The 22008-nt window shown below is 68.5% G+C and carries 24 protein-coding genes; 21 read left to right on the forward strand and 3 right to left on the reverse strand.

Annotated elements, in window-relative coordinates; all coding sequences use genetic code 11:
* Window positions 1–168: 168 nt before the first annotated feature.
* From ACYVKA_RS14790 to ACYVKA_RS14870, 17 genes are all read left to right on the forward strand, one after another.
* Window positions 169–726: a YceD family protein gene (locus ACYVKA_RS14790; protein ID WP_460706581.1), complete on the forward strand. Its 558-nt coding sequence runs from the start codon at window positions 169–171 to the stop codon at window positions 724–726.
* A gap of 72 nt (window positions 727–798) precedes the next feature.
* Window positions 799–990: a 50S ribosomal protein L32 gene (gene rpmF / locus ACYVKA_RS14795; RefSeq protein WP_394276466.1), complete on the forward strand. Its 192-nt coding sequence runs from the start codon at window positions 799–801 to the stop codon at window positions 988–990.
* 1 nt (window position 991) lies between these two features.
* Window positions 992–1795 carry a ribonuclease III gene (gene rnc / locus ACYVKA_RS14800; RefSeq protein WP_394276465.1) on the forward strand — a complete coding sequence of 268 codons (804 nt, stop codon included), beginning with the start codon at window positions 992–994 and terminating at the stop codon, window positions 1793–1795.
* A gap of 2 nt (window positions 1796–1797) precedes the next feature.
* Entirely contained in the window at window positions 1798–2700 is a 903-nt protein-coding gene (mutM, locus tag ACYVKA_RS14805; protein WP_460706583.1) for a bifunctional DNA-formamidopyrimidine glycosylase/DNA-(apurinic or apyrimidinic site) lyase, read from the forward strand.
* An 89-nt stretch (window positions 2701–2789) separates the two neighbouring features.
* Window positions 2790–3335 (forward strand): GtrA family protein, encoded by a 546-nt coding sequence (locus ACYVKA_RS14810; RefSeq protein WP_460706659.1) that lies wholly within the window; start codon window positions 2790–2792, stop codon window positions 3333–3335.
* Window positions 3336–3339: 4 nt separating this feature from the next.
* Window positions 3340–6900: a chromosome segregation protein SMC gene (gene smc, locus ACYVKA_RS14815; protein ID WP_460706585.1), complete on the forward strand. Its 3561-nt coding sequence runs from the start codon at window positions 3340–3342 to the stop codon at window positions 6898–6900.
* 129 nt (window positions 6901–7029) lie between these two features.
* The gene (locus tag ACYVKA_RS14820) at window positions 7030–7395 is read left to right on the forward strand and encodes a hypothetical protein (RefSeq protein ID WP_460706587.1); all 366 of its coding nucleotides are present in this window, start codon (window positions 7030–7032) and stop codon (window positions 7393–7395) included.
* A 52-nt stretch (window positions 7396–7447) separates the two neighbouring features.
* On the forward strand, window positions 7448–8551 hold the full coding sequence (ftsY, locus tag ACYVKA_RS14825) for a signal recognition particle-docking protein FtsY (protein ID WP_460706589.1): 1104 nt from the start codon (window positions 7448–7450) through the stop codon (window positions 8549–8551).
* A 107-nt stretch (window positions 8552–8658) separates the two neighbouring features.
* Entirely contained in the window at window positions 8659–10272 is a 1614-nt protein-coding gene (gene ffh / locus ACYVKA_RS14830) for a signal recognition particle protein (RefSeq protein ID WP_460706591.1), read from the forward strand.
* Between the two features lie 102 nt (window positions 10273–10374).
* Window positions 10375–11556 carry an amidohydrolase family protein gene (locus tag ACYVKA_RS14835; RefSeq protein ID WP_460706593.1) on the forward strand — a complete coding sequence of 394 codons (1182 nt, stop codon included), beginning with the start codon at window positions 10375–10377 and terminating at the stop codon, window positions 11554–11556.
* 255 nt (window positions 11557–11811) lie between these two features.
* Window positions 11812–12300: a 30S ribosomal protein S16 gene (rpsP, locus tag ACYVKA_RS14840; RefSeq protein WP_394277533.1), complete on the forward strand. Its 489-nt coding sequence runs from the start codon at window positions 11812–11814 to the stop codon at window positions 12298–12300.
* Window positions 12301–12302: 2 nt separating this feature from the next.
* On the forward strand, window positions 12303–12563 hold the full coding sequence (locus ACYVKA_RS14845; protein WP_394277532.1) for an RNA-binding protein: 261 nt from the start codon (window positions 12303–12305) through the stop codon (window positions 12561–12563).
* Window positions 12564–12681: 118 nt separating this feature from the next.
* Window positions 12682–13254, forward strand: coding sequence for a ribosome maturation factor RimM (gene rimM / locus ACYVKA_RS14850; protein WP_460706595.1), 573 nt, complete (start codon window positions 12682–12684; stop codon window positions 13252–13254).
* The gene (trmD, locus tag ACYVKA_RS14855; RefSeq protein ID WP_394277530.1) at window positions 13251–13946 is read left to right on the forward strand and encodes a tRNA (guanosine(37)-N1)-methyltransferase TrmD; all 696 of its coding nucleotides are present in this window, start codon (window positions 13251–13253) and stop codon (window positions 13944–13946) included. The genes rimM and trmD overlap by 4 nt, the downstream gene beginning before the upstream one ends.
* Before the next feature lie 197 nt (window positions 13947–14143).
* A complete protein-coding gene (locus ACYVKA_RS14860; protein WP_460706597.1) occupies window positions 14144–14809 on the forward strand; it encodes a succinate dehydrogenase cytochrome b subunit in 666 nt (221 codons plus the stop codon).
* A complete protein-coding gene (locus ACYVKA_RS14865) occupies window positions 14806–16836 on the forward strand; it encodes a fumarate reductase/succinate dehydrogenase flavoprotein subunit (RefSeq protein ID WP_460706599.1) in 2031 nt (676 codons plus the stop codon). Before ACYVKA_RS14860 ends, ACYVKA_RS14865 begins: the two co-directional genes overlap by 4 nt.
* Entirely contained in the window at window positions 16833–17582 is a 750-nt protein-coding gene (locus ACYVKA_RS14870) for a succinate dehydrogenase/fumarate reductase iron-sulfur subunit (RefSeq protein ID WP_394277527.1), read from the forward strand. Before ACYVKA_RS14865 ends, ACYVKA_RS14870 begins: the two co-directional genes overlap by 4 nt.
* A gap of 77 nt (window positions 17583–17659) precedes the next feature.
* Here ACYVKA_RS14870 and ACYVKA_RS14875 read toward each other — a convergent pair whose 3' ends face one another.
* The 3 genes from ACYVKA_RS14875 to ACYVKA_RS14885 form a co-directional block, all read right to left on the reverse strand.
* On the reverse strand, window positions 17660–18439 hold the full coding sequence (locus tag ACYVKA_RS14875) for a hypothetical protein (protein ID WP_460706601.1): 780 nt from the start codon (window positions 18437–18439) through the stop codon (window positions 17660–17662).
* Between the two features lie 34 nt (window positions 18440–18473).
* Window positions 18474–18698 (reverse strand): hypothetical protein, encoded by a 225-nt coding sequence (locus tag ACYVKA_RS14880; RefSeq protein ID WP_460706603.1) that lies wholly within the window; start codon window positions 18696–18698, stop codon window positions 18474–18476.
* A 127-nt stretch (window positions 18699–18825) separates the two neighbouring features.
* Entirely contained in the window at window positions 18826–19317 is a 492-nt protein-coding gene (locus tag ACYVKA_RS14885; protein ID WP_460706605.1) for an RNA polymerase sigma factor, read from the reverse strand.
* A 259-nt stretch (window positions 19318–19576) separates the two neighbouring features.
* Between ACYVKA_RS14885 and rplS the strand changes: the two genes are divergently transcribed.
* From rplS to ACYVKA_RS14905, 4 genes are all read left to right on the forward strand, one after another.
* The gene (gene rplS, locus ACYVKA_RS14890) at window positions 19577–19924 is read left to right on the forward strand and encodes a 50S ribosomal protein L19 (RefSeq protein ID WP_394277759.1); all 348 of its coding nucleotides are present in this window, start codon (window positions 19577–19579) and stop codon (window positions 19922–19924) included.
* 195 nt (window positions 19925–20119) lie between these two features.
* Window positions 20120–20968: a signal peptidase I gene (gene lepB, locus ACYVKA_RS14895; protein WP_460706607.1), complete on the forward strand. Its 849-nt coding sequence runs from the start codon at window positions 20120–20122 to the stop codon at window positions 20966–20968.
* A 6-nt stretch (window positions 20969–20974) separates the two neighbouring features.
* Window positions 20975–21610 carry a ribonuclease HII gene (locus ACYVKA_RS14900; RefSeq protein ID WP_394277761.1) on the forward strand — a complete coding sequence of 212 codons (636 nt, stop codon included), beginning with the start codon at window positions 20975–20977 and terminating at the stop codon, window positions 21608–21610.
* A complete protein-coding gene (locus tag ACYVKA_RS14905) occupies window positions 21607–21921 on the forward strand; it encodes a DUF2469 domain-containing protein (protein ID WP_394277762.1) in 315 nt (104 codons plus the stop codon). Before ACYVKA_RS14900 ends, ACYVKA_RS14905 begins: the two co-directional genes overlap by 4 nt.
* The last annotated feature ends 87 nt before the right edge of the window (window positions 21922–22008 follow it).

Raw genomic sequence — 22008 nt, forward strand, 5'->3', positions numbered from 1 at the left:
TCCACTCACTCTGCCCCCACGCGGGCACTTTGAGATGAGTCAACGAAGCACTCCACGCGGGCATCTTCGATGAGTCAACGCGCTGGTTTGGTGGCAAGTCGGCTCTCGGATAGAGTTGGTCCTCGGTCATGACTCCCGTCATGCCGTCGTGCGTTGGAGGGATCCGTGATGAACCAGCATCACCGCCTCGATGCCCGCTCGCCTCTCGTCCTCGAGATCCACGAGTTGGCACGTCGGGCCGGGACGATGAAGGAGATTCACCGGGTCGCCGAGGCGCCGGCGGATCTTGGCATCGACATGATCGCAGTACCCCAGGGCTCAGACATCGTCCTCGACCTCCGGTTGGAGAGCGTGGTCGAAGGTGTCCTGGTCACCGGTACCGCGGAGGTGACCCTGGAGGGGGAGTGCGCCCGCTGCCTGACGAAGTTCTCCGACGAGGAGACCTACGACCTGCAGGAGCTCTACTTCTACCCCGAACGGGAGGCCGACGAGGACGCCAGCCGGATCGAGGACGAGTTGATCGACCTGGATCCTGCGCTGCGTGACGCCGTGGTGCTGGAACTGCCTTTCACGCCCCTGTGTCGGGATGACTGCTTGGGACTGTGCATCGAATGTGGTGCCCTCCTGAACGATGATCCGGACCACAGCCATGGCGAGGCGATCGACTCCCGCTGGGAGAAGCTCGTCGCGCTGGACGTGCGCGGCACCGAAGAGAAGGACAACTGATCCGGCCACTGGCTGGTTCCCGACAGAATGACCGCATCCCCGCCCGGATGCGGATAGCCCTAGGAGAAGATCGTGGCAGTCCCGAAGCGGAAGATGTCCCGCAGCAACACGCGCAGCCGTCGCAGCCAGTGGAAGGCCACTGCCGTCAACCTGGTGACCTGCGTGAACCCGGCGTGCCGTGAGGCCCACCTGCAGCACACCGCGTGCCCCGCGTGCGGCCAGTACGGCCCCCGCGCCTCGCGTCGCCAGGTCCTCGACGCCTGACATGGCGGCTCACGCGAGCCGTTTCCAGAAGCTTCTCGACGAGCTGGGTGTCCCATTGGACGCCCAGCTCTTCGAGCTTGCCCTGACCCACCGCTCCTTTGCCTACGAGAACGGAGGCATCCCCACCAACGAGCGGTTGGAATTCCTCGGTGACTCGGTGCTGGGCGTCGTGGTCACCGAACACCTCTACGCCACCTTCCCGGACTATCCGGAGGGCCGACTGGCCAAGCTGCGTGCCGCCGTGGTCAATGCCGTCACGCTGGCCGAGGTGGCCCGTGGTCTCGAGATCGGCCCGATGGTCAAGCTGGGGCGTGGCGAGACCACCACCGGTGGACACGACAAGACCTCGATCCTGGCCGACACCACCGAGGCCCTGATCGGTGCCGTCTTCCTCACCGGGGGCATGCCCAAGGCCGAGACCTTCGTGCACCACATCTTCGACCCGCTGGTGACCCAGGCCGACCAGATGGGTGCCGGGCTGGACTGGAAGACCTCCCTGCAGGAGGTCTGTGCCAATGCGGGCATCCCGATGCCCACCTACCGCATCGAGGAGTCGGGCCCCGACCACGACAAGCGCTTCGTCGCGCGCGCGGTCGTCGACGGCGTCGAGTACGGTGCCGGCGAGGGACGCAACAAGAAGCAGGCGGAGCAGGAGGCGGCAGGCCTCGCCTTCGCCGCGATCCAGGCCGCCCGGGCCGAGCAGGAGCGGGCCGAGCAGGAATTGTCGGCAGCGCCCGCCACGCCCACCGAACCGGTGATCGGCTCGGCCTTCCTGCGCGACGCGGACACCACCTCCAAGGCCTGAGCGTGCCGGAGCTTCCCGAGGTCGAGACGGTTCGCGCCGGTCTCGAGCCGCTGCTCACCGGACGCCGCACCAGCGGCGTCCGGGTACTGCACCCCCGCCCCGTGCGCAAGCACGACGCCGGCCCGCACGACTTCGAGCTCACCCTGACCGGACGCACCTTCGCTGCTCCGCGCCGTCGCGGCAAGTACCTTTGGTTCCCCCTGACCGACGGGGACGCGGTCCTGGCCCACCTGGGCATGAGCGGCCAGTTCCGTGTCGACCGGCCCGACGCGCCGTTGTTGCGCAATACCCGCGTCCTGTTCGACCTGGACGGCGGCCAGGACCAGCTGCGCTTCGTGGACCAGCGGATGTTCGGCGGGCTCCAGCTCAGCCCCGGCGGTGCGGAACTGCCCGCCGAGATCGCCCACATCGCACTGGACCCCTTCGACGAGCACTTCGACCTCGACGAGGTCGCGCAGCGCCTGCGACGCAAGCGCACCACCATCAAGCGGGCCCTGCTCGACCAGGGCCTGGTCAGCGGCATCGGCAACATCTACGCCGACGAGGCGCTCTGGCTGGCCCAGATCCATCCCGAGCGCCCCACCGAGAAGCTCAGCCGCGCCCAGGCCTTCGCCGTGCTGGAGGCGGCCCGCACCGTCATGGCCGAGGCGCTCGGGCAGGGCGGCACCAGCTTCGACGCGCTGTATGTCAAGGTCAACGGCGAGTCGGGCTATTTCGACCGTTCGCTGAATGTCTACGGACAGACCGATCGCCCTTGCCCCCGCTGTGGCACCGGCGTCATGCGCGAGCAGTTCATGAACCGCTCCAGCCACTACTGCCCCCACTGCCAGCGGCGCCCGCTCGCCTCGACCTCCCGAGCTGCCGCCTCCCGCGCCTCCACTCCCGACACCACTAGGATCGGGTGATTGTGAGCCACATCCCTGAGAGCACGCCCGGCGACGAGACGCGCCTGCAGCGCAGTCGTCGCCACGTCCGCCAGTTCGTGAAGTTCGGGATGGTCGGCGGCTCCGGCGTGGTGGTCAACATGGTCGTGGCTGTGATCATGACCAAGCTGCACGGCGGAACCGCCCACGACAACGACCCCCTGTTCTTCATCACCGGACGCCACGCCCTGCGCTACACGCACGTCGTGTGGATCGGGGCCTTCGTCGTGGCCAACTTCTGGAACTTCCAGTTGAACCGCTCGTGGACCTTCAAGCGGGAGCAGCGTCGCAGCTACTGGCGCGAGTTCTGGCCCTTCTTCGCGGTCGGCTCGGTTGCCGCCGCGGTCGGCCTGTTGATCAAGACTGCGCTGACAAACCCGACCAGCATGTTCTACCTGCCCTCGTCGATCTTCGACGGCAGCCAGGGGCTGCGCGACCGCGCCTACTGGGCGCAGCTGATCACCATCGTGCTCACGCTGCCGATCAACTTCGTGGTCAACAAGCTGTGGACCTTCCGAGCGGTGCAGACCGGCCACCTGGACGAGGTCCCGATGACCGCGCCGGTCGTTGCCCCCGAGGCACTGGACCAGCTCGGCCAGTCGCGGCCGGCCCGCTAGTCACGTGTACCTCAAGAGCCTGACCCTGCGAGGCTTCAAGTCCTTCGCCTCGGCCACCACACTGAACTTCGAGCCGGGCATCACCTGCGTCGTCGGCCCGAACGGTTCCGGCAAGTCCAATGTGGTCGACGCCCTGAGCTGGGTGATGGGCGAGCAGGGCGCCAAGAGCCTGCGCGGCGGCAAGATGGAGGATGTCATCTTCGCCGGCACCTCCGGGCGTGCCCCGCTGGGACGCGCCGAGGTGAGCCTGACCATCGACAACACCGACGGTGCGTTGCCGATCGACTACACCGAGGTGACGATCACCCGCACCATGTTCCGCAATGGCGGCTCGGACTACTCCATCAACGGCTCATCGGTGCGGCTGCTCGACGTGCAGGAGCTGCTCAGCGACTCCGGCATCGGGCGCGAGATGCACGTCATCGTCGGCCAGGGCCAGCTCGACACCATCCTGCAGGCCACCCCCGAGATCCGCCGCGGCTTCATCGAGGAGGCCGCCGGCGTCCTCAAGCACCGCAAGCGCAAGGAGAAGGCGCTGCGCAAGCTGGAGGCCACCCAGGCCAACCTGGACCGTCTCCAGGACCTCGTCGCGGAGATTCGTCGCCAGCTCAAGCCGCTTGGGCGCCAGGCCGAGGTGGCGCGCAAGGCCGCCGTCATCCAGGCCGAGCTGCGCGACGCAAAGGCCCGCCTGCTTGCCGACGACCTCACCCAGGCCACGATCGTGCTGGAGACCGACCTGGCTGACGAGGCCGCGCTCAAGCAGGCCCGGCGCCAGGCGGAGGCAACACTGCACGCCGCCCAGCAGGCCGAGGCGGAGGCGGAACAGGCCTTGTCACAGGCTCAACCGCGGCTGTCGCGGGCGCAGGAGACCTGGTATGCACTGGCGGCCCTGCGGGAACGCACCAGCACCACCCAGCAGATCGCGGCGGAGCGGGTGCGCAATGCCGAGGCCCAGCCCGAGGTGGGACGCCAGGGCCGTGACCCGGACCAGCTGGAGGCCGAGGCCGAGCAGGTGCGCCAGCAGGAGGAGGAGCTGCGTGCCGAGGTCGCCGGGCTGACCACGGTCCTGGCCACGGCGCATGAGCGCCGCAACCAGGCCGAGGCCGCCCAGGCCGAGGCGGACCGGGCCCATGCGGCCCGGCTGCGGGTCGTCGCCGACCGTCGGGAAGGTCTGGCCAGGCTCACCGGGCAGGTCAACGCGCTGCGCTCGCGCATCGACGCCGCCGGCGAGGAAGCCGCCCGCCTGCGGCAGCGCCGCGACGAGGCCGCCGAACGCGTCGAGGAGTCTGCTGCGCAGGTGCTGGCCGCCACCCATGCCGCCCAGGACCACACGGGAGCCGACGAGGACCTTGCCGCCGCCGTGGAACAGGCCACGGCCCGCGTGGACGCGGTGCGCACCGAGTCGAACCAGGTGCAGGCCCTCATCCAGGAGCTCACCCCGCGCCGTGCCGCCCTGCAGGCACGCATCGAGGCGCTGGAGCTGGGCCTGGACCGGGGCGACGCCACCGCCGCACTGCTCGACCAGAAACTGGCCGAGGGTGTCATCGGGCCGGTCTCGTCGATGATGCGCGTCGAGGCGGGCTTCGAGGCGGCCGTGGCTGCGGCACTGACGACCGCCGTCGACGGCGTCCTGGTCGAGGACCTCTGCCGGGCAGTTGCCGCCGTCGAGCAACTGAGGGAGCAGGAACTGGGACGCGGCACCCTGGTGCTCCGTGAGGTGCCCGGCGGCCCCACGCCGTCGGCGAGTCGCCTGCCCGCAGGGGCCAGGGCGGTGGTCGACCTGGTGGAGGCCGAGGCGCCGCTGCGTGCGGCACTGGACCGTGCCCTGGCGGGCATGGTGGTGGTGGACGACCTGGCCGCGGCCCAGCAGGTGGTTGCCAGCGACGCGGAGCTGGTCGTCGTGACCAAGGATGGCGATGTGCTGTCCTCCTGGCAGGTGACCGGCGGTTCACGGGCACGACAGTCGCCCATCGAGGTGCAGGCGACCATTGACCTGGCCCGCGCCGAGCTCGCCGAGGTGGAGCAGCAACTCGACGCACGCCGCGATGAGGGGCAGCGCCTGCACGAGTCCTTCCAGGAGGCACGCCAGACCCAGCAGGATGCCCGACAGGCCTACAAGACCTCGCAGCAGGAGCAGGGCCGCCATGCCCAGCGAGTGCTCGTCACCCAGCAGGCGGAGCGTTCTGCGCGTGGCGAGGTGGAACGCCTGGAACAGGCCGTGCAGGCCGGCCAGGCCAGCCGAGAGAAGGACCGCGCGGGGCTCGTGGAACTCGAGGCACGGCTGGCCAATGCCTCTGCCCAGCAGGACGTCGCCGAGCCCGACCCCGCCGAGCGCGACCGGCTCACCGAGCTGGCCCGCCTGGCCCGCACGGCCGAGATGGACGCCCGGCTGGCGTTGAGGACGGGCGAGGAGCGGGTCCGCGCAGTCGCAGGCCGGGCCGACTCACTGCGCCGCGCCGCCGCCTCGGAACGCCAGGCCCGCGAGGAGGCGCAGGCACGCGCCACCCAGCTGCGGCGCGAGGCAGCGGCCGCCACAGCGGTCCACAGCGGGGCCGGCTGGCTGCTGGGCCGCGTCGAGGCGAGCCAGGCGCTGGCCGCGCAGGAGCGGGACCGTGCTGAGCAGGACCGGCTGGCGGCCGAGGCGGAGCTGGCCACGGCCCGTCGTGCCAGCCGCGAGGCCCAGCGTTCGCTCGACCAGCTGGTGGAGGGTGCCCATCGCGACGAGATGGCCCGCATCGAGGTGCGGATGCGCATCGAGCAGCTCGGCGAGAAGGCGATGGAGGAGTTGGGTCTCGAGCCGGGTGTGCTGATGGCCGAGTACGGGCCGGAGCACTTCGTGCCGGTGCTGACCCGCCCCGACGGCACCGCGCTCGGTCCTGACGACGAGGTGCCCGAGCCGGTGGCCTTCGTCCGCGAGCAGCAGGCCAAGCGACTGCGGAGCGCCGAACGCAACCTGCAGGTACTGGGCCGGGTGAACCCACTGGCCTTGGAGGAGTTCGACGCGATGCAGGAACGCCACGCCTTCCTGGCCGAGCAGCTGGAGGACCTGCGCCGCACCCGCAAGGACCTTCTGGGCATCGTGGAGCAGGTGGACCGTCGCGTCGAGGAGGTCTTCGCCGCCGCCTATGCCGATGTGGAAAAGACCTTCAATGACGTCTTCCCCCGGCTCTTCCCCGGCGGTGAGGGTCGGCTGGTGCTCACCGAGCCGGGGCAGTGGCTCACCACCGGCGTCGACGTCGAGGCGCGCCCGGCCGGCAAGAAGGTCAAGCGGCTGTCCTTGCTGTCGGGCGGCGAGCGTTCCCTGGTGGCGGTCGCCTTCCTGGTGAGCCTGTTCATCGCCCGGCCGAGCCCCTTCTACATCCTCGACGAGGTGGAAGCGGCGCTGGACGACGCGAACCTGGGGCGGCTGCTGGGGATCTACGAGCAGTTGCGGGAGAGTTCGCAGCTGCTGGTGATCACCCACCAGAAGCGCACGATGGAGATCGCCGATGCCCTCTACGGCGTCACCATGAGGGGTGACGGGGTCTCGGCCGTGATCAGCCAGAAGCTCCAGCGCGAGTCCTGATCCGGTCTGGGAGCCGGTCTCCTGAGTCTTTGCTGTGCTTTGCCCAGACTGGGTGCGGCGATGGTCCGTGACAGCCGGACCATTTGACACAATCTCCTTGCCCCCACCCAGGTCCAGCAGGAGAACCACGTGCTCGTCTTCGCCCTCGCCATCGGCATCATCGCCGCCATCGGAGTCGCCGTCATCGCAGTCGTCCTGGTCGGGATGAAGGGAGCCTTCCGCGAGAGCAATCCGCAGTGGGCCGCGCGGCTGGCCGTCGCCGCCCAGCACATGAATGGCGATGCCGAACCGCCCCAGGTCCTGGTGGACTTCGTCACCGAGCAGCGGGGGGCCGCCCGCGGCGGCCGTTCCGTGGGCGAGCGGATCGGTGGAGCGAGGACATCCATCAGTGCTCCTCGCGCCGCCGTGCACAGTCGGGCGCAGGGCCCTGACGAGCAGGTCGAGGAGCTCCCGCTGGCTGCGCGCACCCCCGACCTGGCCCCCGCGCAGGCCTGACGCCGCTGCGGGGCAGCAGGGCCCGGATGGGTCTTCCCGATAGGATGCGGGCGTGGAACACATCTTCGAGCTGATCATCGGTGGAGTCCTGCTCTGCCTGCTCATCGCCTCCATCGTCATCTGGACGGGCAACCGTCGCGGACTGCGCGAGGCCGAACGCCCGGACGAGGTGCTGCCCGAGAAGGGCACCGAGGTTGGGGTCGTCCAGCCCGAACAGGGCGTGGAGGTCCCCGAGGCCGCCGGCTCGCGCCTGGTGCGCCTGCGCCGGCGCCTGTCGGGCAGCAACAATGCCCTGGCCCGTGGCCTGGCCGACCTGATCTCGCGCGACCGCCTCGACGAGGACACCTGGGACGACTTCGAGGCGACCCTGATCTCCTCCGACCTGGGCGTGGGGCCCACCACCGAGCTGGTCGACACGCTGCGTCGTGAACTCGCCATCGACGGTGTCAATGACCCGGCTCGTGCCGCCACCGTGCTGCGCCGCGAACTGGTCTCGCTCGTCGATCCGCACATGGACCGCTCTCTGGGCCTGCAGGGCTCGGACGGCAAGCCGGCCGTCGTCATGGTTGTCGGTGTGAACGGCACCGGCAAGACCACGACCGTCGGCAAGCTGGCCCGCGTGCTGGTGGCCGAGAACAAGACCGTGCTGCTGGGCGCGGCCGACACCTTCCGCGCCGCCGCAGCCGAGCAGCTGGCCACCTGGGGCGAGCGGGTCGGCGTCGAGACGGTCCGTGGCGTCGAGGGTGCCGATCCCGCCTCGGTGGCCTACAAGGCCGTCGAGCAGGGCATCGCCCAGGGTGTCGACGTGGTGCTCGTCGACACCGCCGGCCGCCTGCACACCAAGACCGGCCTGATGGACGAGTTGGGCAAGGTCAAGCGGGTCATCGAGAAGATCGCGCCGGTCACCGAGGTCCTGCTGGTCCTTGATGCCACCACCGGACAGAACGGCCTGGTGCAGGCCCGCATCTTCCGCGATGTGGTGGACTGCACCGGTCTGGTGCTCACCAAGCTCGACGGCTCGGCCAAGGGCGGCATCGTCGTGCAGGTGCAGCGCGAGCTGGGCGTCCCGGTCAAGCTGATCGGCCTGGGCGAGGGCGTCGACGACCTGGCACCCTTCGAGGCCGGGGGCTTCGTCGACGGGCTGCTCGGCCAGTGACGCCGCCGGTTCGACGAGGGACGCACTATTCTTGCCTGACGCACCCAACCGGCCCGTGAACCCTCCGCATGCCACCGCGGCATGCCACTCCGACCGAAGGACCACCAGTGTTCGACACTCTCTCCGACAGGCTTGCCTCCACCTTCAAGGGGCTGCGTGGCAAGGGCCGCCTCACCGAGGCGGACATCGACCAGACAGCCCGCGAGATCCGCATCGCGCTGCTGGAGGCCGATGTCAACCTGTCGGTGGTCAAGGAATTCGTCGCGAACCTCAAGCAGCGCTGCCGCACCGAGGAGGTTTCGGCGGCGCTCAACCCGACGCAGCAGATCATCAAGATCGTCAACGAGGAGCTGGTCAGCATCCTCGGTGGCGAGGACCGCACGATCCGCTTCGCCAAGAACCCGCCGACGGTCATCATGCTGGCCGGCCTGCAGGGTGCTGGCAAGACCACCCTGGCCGGCAAGCTCGCCACCTGGCTCAAGGGCGAGGGTCACTCGCCGCTGCTGGTCGCGGCCGACCTGCAGCGCCCCAATGCCGTCAACCAGCTGCAGATCGTCGGCCAGCGTGCCGGTGTGCACGTCTTCGCGCCCGAGCCGGGCAATGGCGTCGGTGACCCGATCGCGGTGGCGCGCGCCTCCATCCTCGAGGCCCAGCGCAAGCTCTACGACGTGGTCATCGTCGACACCGCCGGCCGACTGGGCGTGGATACGGAACTGATGCAGCAGGCCGCCGACATCAAGGCCGCGGTCAATCCCGACGAGACCCTCTTCGTCGTGGACGCCATGATCGGCCAGGATGCCGTGAACACGGCGCTGGCCTTCTCCGACGGGGTCGGTTTCGACGGTGTGGTGCTGACCAAGCTCGACGGTGACGCCCGTGGTGGTGCCGCCCTGTCGATCGCCCGGGTGATCGGCAAGCCGATCATGTTCGCCTCCAATGGCGAGGGGCTGAAGGACTTCGACGTCTTCCATCCTGACCGGATGGCCAGCCGCATCCTCGACATGGGCGACATGCTCACGCTGATCGAACAGGCCGAGAAGCACTTCGACCAGGAGCAGAGCCGCAAGGCTGCCGAGAAGCTCATGTCCGGCAAGGGCAATGAGTTCGGCCTGGGCGACTTCCTGGCCCAGATGCAGCAGCTGCGCCGGATGGGCCCGATGAGCAAGATCTTCGGGATGCTGCCGGGCATGGGCCAGATGAAGGACCAGATCGCCAACATCGACGAGCGCGAGATCGACCGGATCGAGGCCATCATCTACTCGATGACCCCGGCCGAGCGCGACGACGTGGGCATCCTGAACGGGTCCCGCCGCGCCCGCATCGCGAAGGGTGCCGGCGTCGAGGTCAGCGATGTCAACAACTTGGTCAACCGCTTCGTCGAGGCCCGCAAGATGATGCAGTCGATGGCCGGGATGATGGGCAATGGCGGCGGCATGCCGGGCATGCCGGGCATGGGCGGGCGCGGAGCTGCCCGCAAGCAGACCAAGGCCCAGGCCAAGAAGAAGGGCAAGGGCAACAAGAAGGGTTCGGGCAATCCCGCCAAGCGCGCGGCCGAGGCCAACAAGCCCACCGCCGGGCAGATCGTCGACGCCGGGGCTGCCTTCGGGGTCGGCGCCGGCGCCCAGCCCTCCGAGGCGGACCTGGCCGCAGCGATGGAGAACTTCCAGCTGCCGCCCGAAATGCAGAAGATGTTCAACCAGCCGAACCAGGGCCCGCGCTGACCCCAGCTGGACCCTGCACCGGCGGCCCGTCGTCCCTCCCAAGGGGGTGACGGGCCGTCTGCATCCCTTCCCCGCGGACGAATGCCACGGCAGGATGGGCCCATGAGCGCACACCACGAGCACGCGTCGATGCCGAGCCCGGTGCACACGCACACCCACGGCGGCCACACCCACACCCACATCGCCGAACAGGTGGTTCCCGATGGGCCCGCCTCGCGGCTGCACCTGAGCGGCTGGCTCTTGCCCTCGGGAGAGCGGACCGAGCTGTGGGTCCACGACGGTGTGGTCACCTTCGAGCGCATCGCCGATGCGGTGACCGTGGCCACCGACTGCTGGATCATGCCCGGCCTGGTGGATGCGCACTGCCACATCGGCCTGGACGCCCACGGTGCCGTGGACCGTGAGACCACCGAGCAGCAGGCCGTCGACGACCGCGACGCGGGGGTCCTGCTGGTGCGTGATGCCGGGAGTCCCGCCGACACCCGCTGGATCGACGAGCGAGAGGACCTGCCCGAGGTGGTCCGGGCCGGTCGCCACATCGCGCGTCCCAAGCGCTACATCCGCAACTTCGCCGCCGAGGTGGAGCCCGAGGAGCTGGTGGCCACCGTCGAGGAGCAGGCGCGTGCCGGTGACGGCTGGGTGAAGCTGGTGGGCGACTGGATCGATCGTGACAAGGGTGACCTGGCGCCGCTGTGGCCGGTGGAGGTGGCGCGTGAGGCCATCGAGAAGGCCCACCAGGCCGGTGCCCGGGTGACCGCCCACTGCTTCGGCGAGGAGTCGGTGGCCGAACTGGTCGAGGCGGGGATCGACGGGATCGAGCACGGAACAGGCATCGGCGACGAGGTGATCGAGCAGATGGCCGAGCGCCAGGTCTCGCTGGTGCCGACTCTGGTGAACCTCGAGAACTTCCCCGACATTGCCGCGAGTGGCGAGGCCAAGTTCCCCACCTATGCCGCCCACATGCGCGAGCTGTACTCGACCAGGATGGAGCGATTCCGTCGCGCCCACGAGGCTGGGGTTCCGATCTATGCCGGCACCGATGCCGGGGGAGTGATGCCGCATGGCATCCTCGGGCAGGAGGTCGAGCTGCTCGCCGAGATCGGTGGGGCCGAGTTTGCCCTGGGGGCGGGGTCCTGGCGGGCCCGCGACTGGCTCGGACGTCCCTGTCTGGAGGAGGGCGCCAGCGCCGACCTGGTGGTCTTCGACGAGGACCCGCGCCAGCACCTGGGCATCGTGCGACATCCTCGGCTGGTGGTGCTGCGGGGGCGCGTCGTGCGCCAGTGACCGGGCCTTCGCGCGGGGGTCTCGGCTCGCCCTTGCGAGGGCCTGGGGCATCCGGGACGGAGCAAGGCGGCTGTGATGGTCTTGCAGCGATCTTTCTGGCAGAATGGGGGGAGCATCTGTGTCGTCGGCGCCCTCTAACTCCTTCGCCACGGATTCATCCGGCCCCCGGACCTGTGCCCCACACGGGATCCGACGGGTCACCCGTCATTGGCCGGGTATGTTCCCGGACCATTTTCCAACAGGAGAACCACACTCGTGGCAACCAAGATTCGTCTGAAGCGTCTCGGCAAGATCCGTCAGCCGCACTACCGCATCGTCGTCATGGACTCGCGCGCCAAGCGCAATGGCCGTGCGATCGAGGAGGTCGGCCTGTACCACCCGAAGAACGATCCTTCGGTGATCCAGGTCAACTCGGAGCGCATCCAGTACTGGCTGTCCGTGGGCGCCCAGCCCACCGAGGCCGTCGTCGCGATCCTGAAGCGCAGCGGTGACTGGCAGCAGTTCAGCGGTGACACCAGCCCCTCGGGCGTGGACCCGCAGCCGGAGAAGGCCGACAAGCTGGCCCGTTTCAATGCCGCCCTCGCCGAGGCGGACGACGCCCCGAAGGCCGACGCGATCAGCAAGAAGAAGGCCAAGTCCGACGAGGCCCCCGAGGCTGCCGCCGACGACCAGGCCGACAAGCCCGTCGAGGAGCCGGCCGAGGCGCCTGCCGAGGGCGCCGCTGACGAGTCGACCGAGGCCTGATCATGCTCGCCGACGCCCTGGAGCACCTGGTGCGTGGCATCGTCACCAGCCCTGACGACGTCGTCGTCAAGGACAAGGAACTGCGGCGCGGCCGGATGCTCGAGGTCAGGGTCAACCCCAGCGACATCGGCAAGGTCATCGGCCGGCAGGGACGCACCGCCTCGGCGCTGCGGACCGTCATTGCCGCACTGGCAGGCCGTGAGCAGGTCCGGGTCGACTTCGTCGACGTGGACCGTCGCGGCGGGCGTGGCGCTCGCCGCTGAAAGCCGTCCCAGGTCATCCGTGACGCCCCGCGCCCCCTCGGCGCGGGGCGTCACGCGTCTGCCGGGCCTGGCCCGGCCCCCGCACCCTTCCCCTTCTTTCGCAACCAAGGAGCAGTTGATGAGCCAGCAGGTCGAGGTGGTGGTCGGCAGTATCGGCCGCGCCCACGGGATCAAGGGAGACGTGGCCATCGAGCTGCGCACCGACGAGCCGGAGCGGCGTTTCGAGCCCGGCAGCCGCCTGCGCATCGAGGGCACCCGACGAGAGGTCACGGTTGTCGAGGCCCGCTGGCACTCCGGTCGGCTGCTGGTGCACTTCGCAGAGCTGGCGGACCGCACCGCGGTCGAGAAGGCGCGCGGCAGCGTCCTGGTGGTCGACGTCGACCCCGACGAACTGCCCGAGGAGGAGGACGAGTACTACGACCGCCAGCTGGTGGGACTGATGGCGCTGCGGGCCGACGGTTCGGAACTCGGGCGCGTCACCCAGGTGGTGCACCTGCCCGCCCAGGACCTGCTGGCGATCGCCACCCGCAGCGGGGAGCGGCTGGTGCCCTTCGTGAGCGAACTGGTTCCGTCGGTCGACCTGGCGACCGGCACCGTGCAGCTGGCCGAGGTGCCGGGTCTGCTGGACGACGAGGAGGCCGAGGTCGTCGAGCCCAGTGCCGCCACTGATGGCGCGGGAGCCGACCAATGAGGCTCGACATCGTCTCGATCTTCCCGGACTACTTCGCACCCCTCCAGCTGTCGCTGGTGGGCAAGGCGATCGCCAAGGGACTGGTGGAGGTCGGTGTGCACGACCTGCGGCAGTGGACCCATGACCGGCACAACACCGTCGACGACACCCCCTATGGCGGGGGAGCGGGCATGGTGATGAAGCCCGAGCCGTGGGGGGAGTGCCTGGACGAGCTGCTGGACGGGTTGGGCGATCCTCCCGTGCTCGTGGTGCCGACGCCTTCGGGGGAGCCCTTCAGCCAGCCCATCGCCTATGAGCTCAGCGAGGCGCCGCATCTGCTGTTCGCCTGCGGGCGCTATGAGGGGATCGACCGCCGCGTGATGGACCATGCCGCCAGCCGGATGCCGGTGCGCGAGCTGAGCCTGGGCGACTACGTCCTCAATGGCGGGGAGGTCGCCACCCTGGCCATGGTGGAGGCGATTGTCCGGCTGGTGCCTGGCGTGATCGGCAATCCGGCCTCCTTGGAGGAGGAGTCGCACTCCTCGGGGCAGGACAACCTGCTGGAATACCCCGTCTACACCAAGCCCCCCAGTTGGCGGGGGCTGGACGTGCCCCCGGTGCTCTTCAGCGGTCACCACGCCCAGATCGCACAGTGGCGGCGCGAGCAGTCCGTGGAGCTGACGAGGCGTCGCCGACCCGACCTCTTGGCCTGAATTACGCATCGAATTCATGCCCTAATTGGCTCGAAAAGGGCGGTGTCACCCCTTGTGACCGGGCAGAACGTCACAATTCGCGTTTTTTGTCCCATGCAGGCCACCCCCGGTTCACGTTCACCCCCGGGATTGTCTAGGGTGAGCCTGTGGCGACAACTCTTACCAACCATCAGAGAGCAGCCCGTTCGACAGTGGCGTTGAAGGCCATCATGGCCGTCACCGGTCTTTGTCTGATCGGCTTCCTGCTCATGCACATGTTCGGCAACACCAAGTTGCTGCTTCCCGACAACGGCGCGGAGTTCAACGAGTACTCGCACTACCTGCGCCGCTTCCTCTACCCGATCGTGCCGCCCATGTGGTTCCTGTGGGCATTCCGCATCTTCCTGCTGGCCTGCATCGTGCTGCACATGTGGTCCGCCGCGAAGCTGACCGGACGCCGCCGTCGCAACGTGGGCAGCGCCCGCTACGCGAACAAGAAGAACATGGAGAGCTCCTTCGCGGCGCGCACCATGATCTGGAGCGGCATCATCCTGGCCCTGGGCCTGGTGCTCCACCTGCTGCACTACACCGCACAGGTGCTGCGTCCCGGCTACGCCGCGGGCGTCACCGACCTGGCCCCCTTCGACCGCGTGGTCGCCGGCTTCGGCCAGTGGTGGGTCGTGCTGGCCTACCTGGTCTTCATGGCCGCGGTCTGCTCGCACATCTACCACGGCTGCGCCAGCGCCTTCATCACCCTGGGTGCCAACGTCTCCGCCGGGTCCCGCAAGGTGCTCAAGAGCCTGTCGGCGATCATCGCCGGACTGCTCTTCATCGGCTTCATGATCCCGCCGGTGATGATTCTTATTGGAGTGATTGGACGATGAGCACGAGCTACGTGAACGACCCGCAGGCCGCCCTGGAAGGCCAGTACTGGACCGTCGGCGAGGAGATCGCCGACACCAAGGCCCCCAAGGACCTGCCGATCGACAAGATCTGGAGTGAGCGCAAGTTCACCGCCAAGCTGGTCAACCCGGCCAACCGCCGCAAGCTGAAGGTCATCATCGTGGGCACCGGCCTCGCCGGTGGCGCCGCGGCGGCCACCCTCGGCGAGGCGGGCTACCACGTCGAGAACTTCTGCTACCAGGACAGCCCCCGTCGAGCCCACTCGATCGCGGCCCAGGGTGGCATCAATGCGGCCAAGAACTACCGCAATGACAATGACTCGACCTACCGACTGTTCTACGACACGGTCAAGGGCGGCGACTACCGCGCCCGCGAGACCAATGTCTACCGCCTGGCCGAGGTCAGCGCGGCCATCATCGACCAGTGCGTCGCCCAGGGTGTTCCCTTCGCCCGTGAGTACGGCGGCCTGCTCGACACCCGCTCCTTCGGTGGCGTACAGGTGCAGCGCACCTTCTACGCTCGTGGCCAGACCGGCCAGCAGCTGCTGATCGGCGCCTACCAGGCGCTGGAGCGCCAGGTGGCCGCCGGCACGGTGAAGATGCACACCCGCCACGAGATGATCGAGCTGATCACCGTCGACGGCGTCGCCAAGGGCATCGTCACCCGTGACATGGTCACCGGCAAGATCGAGGCCTGGACCGCCGACGCCGTGGTGCTGGCCACCGGTGGCTACGGCAACGTCTTCTTCCTCTCCACCAATGCAATGGGCTGCAATGTGACCGCCGGCTGGCGTGCACACCGCAAGGGCGCCTACTTCGGCAACCCCTGCTACACGCAGATCCACCCCACCTGCATCCCGGTGCACGGCGAGACCCAGTCGAAGTTGACCCTGATGTCGGAGTCGCTGCGCAATGACGGTCGCATCTGGGTGCCCAAGCGGGCCGAGGACTGTGACAAGGACCCGCGCCAGATTCCCGAGGAGGATCGCGACTACTACCTGGAGCGCATCTACCCGGCCTTCGGCAACCTGGTCCCGCGTGACATCGCCTCCCGCCAGGCAAAGAACATGTGCGACGAGGGCCGCGGTGTCGGCCCGGCCGTGCGCGAGATCGACCCGGACACAGGCCAGGAGCGCATGGTCCGCCGTGGCGTCTACCTGGACTTCTCCGATGCGATCAACCGCATGGGCCAGAAGACCGTCGAGGCCAAGTACGGCAACCTGTTCGACATGTACAAGCAGATCACGGCGGAGAATCCCTACGAGACTCCGATGCGTATCTACCCGGCCGTCCACTACACCATGGGTGGCGTCTGGGTGGACTACGACCTGATGACCTCCATCGAGGGCCTGTACTGCACCGGCGAAGCCAACTTCTCCGACCACGGCGCCAACCGCCTGGGTGCCTCGGCGCTCATGCAGGGCCTGTCGGACGGTTACTTCGTCCTGCCGAACACCATCAACGACTACCTGGCCGACGCCTCCAAGCGCGAGCCGGTGGGTCTGGACCACCCCGCGGTCATCGAGGCCGTCGAGGATGCCACCAACCGCATCAACACGCTGCTGAGCATCAACGGCAGCCGCACGGTCGACTCGATCCACAAGGAACTGGGTCAGATCATGTGGGAGTACTGCGGCATGGACCGTCGTGAGGAGGGCCTCAAGACCGCGATCGCGAAGATCCGCGAGCTGAAGAAGGTCTTCTGGACCGACGTCAAGGTCACCGGCGTCAACGATGACTTCAACCAGACCCTCGAGCGGGCCGGCCGTCTGGCCGACTTCCTCGAGCTGGGCGAGCTCATGTGCGTCGATGCCCTGCACCGCCGCGAGTCCTGCGGTGGTCACTTCCGTGGCGAGAGCCAGACGGAGGAGGGCGAGGCGCTGCGTCACGACGACCAGTACGCCTACGTGGCGGCCTGGGAATTCGCGGGCGACGACCAGCTGCCCATCCTCCACAAGGAACCCCTGGTCTACAAGGCGATCGAGCTCAAGCAGAGGAGCTACAAGTGAAGGTCACACTCCGAATCTGGCGTCAGGCGAATGCCGATGCCAAGGGCCAGATGGTCACCTACCCGCTCGACGGTGTCAGCGAGGACATGTCCTTCCTCGAGATGCTGGACCTCCTCAACGAGGAGCTCACCGTCAAGGGCGAGGAGCCCGTGGCCTTCGACCACGACTGCCGTGAGGGCATCTGCGGCACGTGTGGCGTGGTGATCAATGGCATCGCCCACGGTGGCCAGCACACCACCACCTGTCAGCTGCACATGCGTTCCTTCGCTGACGGCGCGGTCATCGACATCGAGCCCTGGAAGGCCGGTGCCTTCCCGGTGATCAAGGACCTCGTCGTCGACCGCAATGCCTTCGACCGGATCATCCAGTCGGGCGGCTACATCTCGGTGAACACTGGTTCCGCACCGGATGCCCACGCGACCCCCGCTCCCAAGCGCGAGGCCGACAGGGCATTCGACAACGCCACGTGCATCGGTTGCGGCGCCTGCGTCGCGGCCTGCCCGAATGGCTCCGCAATGCTGTTCACCTCGGCGAAGATCACCCACCTGGCCATGCTCCCGCAGGGCCAGCCGGAGCGGTACAGCCGTGTGAAGTCCATGGTTGCCCAGCACGACGAGGAAGGCTTCGGCGGCTGCACCAACATCGGTGAGTGCGCCCAGGTCTGCCCGAAGGGCATCCCGCTGGAGAGCATCAGCCAGCTGAACCGTGACCTGATCAAGTCGCTCTTCAAGGGCGACGGCAAGTGATCTGAGTCGCCACACGCACGCCGAAGGGACCGGCCGGGAGCAATCCCGGCCGGCCCCTTCGTCATGTCTATGGGCAGTCAGTCGTCGAGCTGGTCCAGCAGCACCTGCGCCTGGCTCGTCCCGGGCATCTGGTCTGGGGACCTGGTGGGTGGCGTCCCCTCCGCCGGTGCACCCGTCGCCTTGTAGCTGACCCACTGGATGCGGCGGCCGGCCTGGATGATGAGGTCCTGCTCGTAGGCGGCCATGTTGCTCAGGTCGATGCCGCTGAGCGTTCGGTAGCTGATCTGCGTCGGTGTCCGGGAGGACGTGCCGGGAATCTCGATGGCCTTGGTCAACGAGACATCGCGATATCCCAGCTGGCCGAGCCTGTCCGGGCAACTGGAGAACCAGGCACGCATGGCCCCGCGACCGGCCGAGGCCTGGTCGGCTGTCGGGAAGTCCAGGACCACGGCCGTCGCGGTGTAGTCACTGCCGTTGAAGTTGCGCACCTTCATCGACGAGAAGCCGAGGGAGGCGAAGTCGCCGGTGCACCACGAGGTGGAGCTTCCCCGGGCCTCGATGCCGCTCTCACTGGCATAGGCCGTCAGGCCGGTGCCGATGGTCGAATCGTCTGTGACGTTCTCCCAGCTGACAGGCGCCTGGGTGGTAGCGGGGGACGAACTGGCCGTAGCAGCCGGGGAAGCCTGGGGTGGGCCTTCGGTGCCAGGGGCGGTCGAGGAGCTGGTGGCTCCCGGCGATGGCGGCGCGGGCGCCGGAGTCGATGTCGGTATCGGCGTGGTGGCACTTGGCGTCGGGGGCGCGGCGGTCGGTGACTGCTCAAGGGTCGGCGTGACCGTGGGGGCCGGCTGGGAGCTCACCGGGCGTGGTGCCGGGCTTGTGGCCGTCTGGGCCTCACGGCCGTCGCGCAGGATGTCCAGTCCCCATCACCGAGACACCGACCACCGCGGTCACGGCCATGGTGCTCACGGCCATCGCGGTGCGGCGACGGGTACGTCGCCGATCGCCCATCTGGCGGATGTGGGCGGGGGGCGGGGCGTCGAGCAGGTCCTCGGTGTGCTCGCGCAGGTCCTTGAAGAGTGCGTCGGTGCGCGGGTCGAGCTCGTCGTGCTCGCTCATCTCGCACCTCCTGCCCGTGTGCCGTGCTCCAGGGACGCCGCCCCAGGTGGGCGGTCAGGGGTCCCGTCATGGCTGCTACGCACGAACCGGCTGGGTGGTTGCATGCTTGCCCGACAATTCTGGCAACTCACTGCTGAGAATCCCCCTTCGGGTCACCCAGGTGCTTCGCAAGTGCCGCTCGTCCGCGCGACAGGCGCGCCTTGACAGTGCCCGTGGGTGCGCCGAGCTCCGCGGCAATGTCGGCCACGCTCATGTCGCACAGGTGGTGGAGCACGATCACCCGCCTCTGCTCCTCGGGCAACCGAGCCAGGGCCCTCTGCAAGGCCACCCGGTTGGGGTCGGGCTCCGCGACTGCACGGTCCTCCAGGGCCCGGTCGGGCTGGCGCCAGGCCCGGCGCGCCTTGCGCCAGCGACTGATCGCCAGGCGGTGCGCCACGGTACGCACCCAGGCTTCGGGGGACTGGTCCATGTCGAGCTGCTTGCGACGGTCCCAGGCACGTACGAAGGCCTCCTGGGCGCAGTCCTGGGCCTCGGTCATGTTGCCGCACATGGCATAGGTGGCGGCCACGACGCGGGAGAAGCTTGCCGCATAGAAGGCGTCGAATGCCTCCTCGTCCACAGTGCCCCCCCGGCTGCTCCGCTGTGCCGCGTCTCCTTGCGATTGCGACCCTGTGGGGCCGCTCGCTCACACTAGGGCCAGCGGGGGCCACGCGCTGGTGGTCGTGGTCGATTTCTCGCAGGCCGGTTGGATGTGGAAGAATGACTCGCTGTTGCTCTACGCCAGTCGGCTCCTGCCTCAGGGGGATCGTCCGGGGGCGCGGAGCCCTACGTGACCAATGACCAGCAGGTGACCTGTGGCACCGGCGAGGAAGAGAACTATGAACCAGCTGATCCAGGAGATCGACAAGGCCTCCCTGCGCGACGACATTCCCGACTTCCGTGCGGGTGACACGGTCAAGGTGCACGTGAAGGTCGTCGAGGGCAGCCGCTCGCGAGTCCAGCTCTTCACCGGTGTGGTGATCGCCCGCAATGCCGGCGGCATCCAGGAGGCCTTCACCGTTCGCAAGGTCAGCTTCGGCGTCGGCGTCGAGCGCACCTTCCCGCTGCATTCCCCGATCATCGACAAGATCGAGGTCGACCGTCGCGGTGACGTGCGTCGCGCCAAGCTGTACTACCTGCGTGGCCTGCACGGCAAGGCCGCCAAGATCAAGGAGAAGCGTTCCTGAGCCTCGCGCTCACCGCTCGTCCCACGAGGGCCCGTCACGATGTGACGGGCCCTCGTGCATTTCCAAAGGCTCAGCGTCGGCGGGGGCGCATCCGAAGGACTCCGCCCGGGTGTGCCGACTGGGCAGGTGGCTGCACCTAGACTGGCGGGGCCGGACGCGCTGGGCGTCCGCTCGCTCCACGAAGGACCATCACCCGTGACTGACCAGCCCCGCCGCGCCGTCCACCAGGCTCCTGATGCTTCCTCGGAGACTGGCGATCGCCAGTCCACCGACCGGGCGGATTCCGGGGCCCGCGCAGCTGGAGGCCAGCCGTCGAGCCCGGGACGCAAGGTCCTTGGTGGACTGGTCGAGCTCGTGGTCGTGGTGGTCGGGGCCCTGGTCATCTCCGCGATCCTTCGCGCCTTCATCGGCCAGATGTTCATCATCCCCTCGGGGTCCATGGAGAACACCCTGCAGGTCAATGACCGGGTGATCGTGTCCAAGATCACCAACTTCGATCGCGGCGATGTCGTGGTCTTCGAGGACCCGGCCGGGTGGATCCTCGACCGGCCGGCGGAACGCTCGTCCCTGGGCAAGGTCGGCGAGAAGATCGGGGTCCTGCCCGCCACCGGCACCAACCACCTGGTCAAGCGCGTCATGGGGATGCCGGGCGACCACGTGAAGTGCTGTGACGACCAGGGGCGGATCACGGTCAACGGCCAGGCGCTGGACGAGAGCTCCTATCTCTTCGTGGACGGCAATGGTTCCCAGGTCAAGCCCTCTGACTGGGACTTCGACGTCATCGTCCCGGCCGACCACGTCTTCGTGATGGGCGACCACCGCAATGCCTCGGGCGACTCCCGCATCCACCTGGGGGACGGCGATCCCAAGGGTGCCAATGCCTTCGTCCCACTGGACAAGGTCGTGGGTCCGGCCGTGGCGATCGCTGCTCCGCTGGACCGGATCGGCGGCTTCGGAACCCCTGACACCTTTGCGCCGGTTCCCGCACCGAGCGAGCCTGCCCCGGCCGAGGGCAAGGTGTTGGCCGACGGCTATGGGGGCTGAGTGCCCATGATCCGGCCGGGAAGGGGAATCCTCGGCTATGAACGCGCGCTGGCGCGGGCGGGGCTGGCGCCGGTGGCCGGCGCGGACGAAGCGGGGCGCGGCGCCTGCGCCGGACCACTCGTGGCGGCCGCGGTCGTGCTGGCTGACACCCCGTCCCGACGCATCAACGGCCTGGCCGATTCAAAGCTGCTGACCGGGCGCGCCCGGGAACGCGTCCACGACGAGGTCTTGGCCAAGGCGGTCTCGGTCGCGTGGGTGCGGGTCGAGCATGACGAGTGCGATGCCCTGGGCATGCATGAGGCCGACATCCAGGGCCTGCGTCGGGCGCTGCTCCGGCTGGACGTGACGCCCGGCTATGTGCTCACCGACGGTTTCCCGGTGGACGGCCTCGGTCTTCCTGGCCTCGCGGTGTGGAAGGGCGACCGGGTGGCGGCCTGCGTCGCGGCGGCCTCGGTGGTGGCCAAGGTGACCCGCGACCGGATCATGGCCGACTACGCCCGGCAGTACCCCGGTTACGGCTTCGAGGTGCACAAGGGCTACAGCACCCGGGCACACCAGGAGGCGCTGGAAGGGCTGGGGCCCAGTCCGATCCACAGGTTGAGCTATGCCAATGTGGCGCGCGCTATGGTGGTCGCACCATGAGCGCCGAAGACCTTGAGCAGTACGAGAGCAAGCTGGAACTCGACCTGTACCGCGAGTACAAGGACGTGGTCGGGATCTTCACCTATGCGGTGGAGACGGAGCGACGCTTCTACCTGTGCAATGCAGTCGACCTGAAGGTGCGCACCGAGGGCGGCGATGTCTACTACGAGGTGAGCATGGGGGATGCCTGGGTGTGGGACATGTACCGCCCGGCGCGCTTCGTGAAGTCGGCGAAGGTGCTGACCTTCCGCGACGTCTCCATCGAGGAGATCGCGCACTCCGACCTGCAGGTCCCGGACGACCACGAATGATCTGCGCCGTGTGGGCCCCCAACTCCCTGATCGGACGTGGGCGATCTGGTCCACAGTTGTCGTGACTCACGTCCGCTGTGGATGGCT

The organism is Luteococcus sediminum (assembly GCF_054783495.1).

What these genes read in the sequence shown, in the direction of transcription:
- ACYVKA_RS14790 (WP_460706581.1), top strand. Translation starts at nt 169, where the DNA reads ATGAACCAGCATCACCGCCTCGATGCCCGCTCGCCTCTCGTCCTCGAG.
- rnc (WP_394276465.1), top strand. Translation starts at nt 992, where the DNA reads ATGGCGGCTCACGCGAGCCGTTTCCAGAAGCTTCTCGACGAGCTGGGT.
- ACYVKA_RS14810 (WP_460706659.1), top strand. Translation starts at nt 2,790, where the DNA reads ATGGTCGGCGGCTCCGGCGTGGTGGTCAACATGGTCGTGGCTGTGATC.
- ACYVKA_RS14835 (WP_460706593.1), top strand. Translation starts at nt 10,375, where the DNA reads ATGAGCGCACACCACGAGCACGCGTCGATGCCGAGCCCGGTGCACACG.
- ACYVKA_RS14845 (WP_394277532.1), top strand. Translation starts at nt 12,303, where the DNA reads ATGCTCGCCGACGCCCTGGAGCACCTGGTGCGTGGCATCGTCACCAGC.
- rimM (WP_460706595.1), top strand. Translation starts at nt 12,682, where the DNA reads ATGAGCCAGCAGGTCGAGGTGGTGGTCGGCAGTATCGGCCGCGCCCAC.
- trmD (WP_394277530.1), top strand. Translation starts at nt 13,251, where the DNA reads ATGAGGCTCGACATCGTCTCGATCTTCCCGGACTACTTCGCACCCCTC.
- ACYVKA_RS14865 (WP_460706599.1), top strand. Translation starts at nt 14,806, where the DNA reads ATGAGCACGAGCTACGTGAACGACCCGCAGGCCGCCCTGGAAGGCCAG.
- ACYVKA_RS14880 (WP_460706603.1), bottom strand. Translation starts at nt 18,698, where the DNA reads ATGAGCGAGCACGACGAGCTCGACCCGCGCACCGACGCACTCTTCAAG.
- rplS (WP_394277759.1), top strand. Translation starts at nt 19,577, where the DNA reads ATGAACCAGCTGATCCAGGAGATCGACAAGGCCTCCCTGCGCGACGAC.
- ACYVKA_RS14900 (WP_394277761.1), top strand. Translation starts at nt 20,975, where the DNA reads ATGATCCGGCCGGGAAGGGGAATCCTCGGCTATGAACGCGCGCTGGCG.
- ACYVKA_RS14905 (WP_394277762.1), top strand. Translation starts at nt 21,607, where the DNA reads ATGAGCGCCGAAGACCTTGAGCAGTACGAGAGCAAGCTGGAACTCGAC.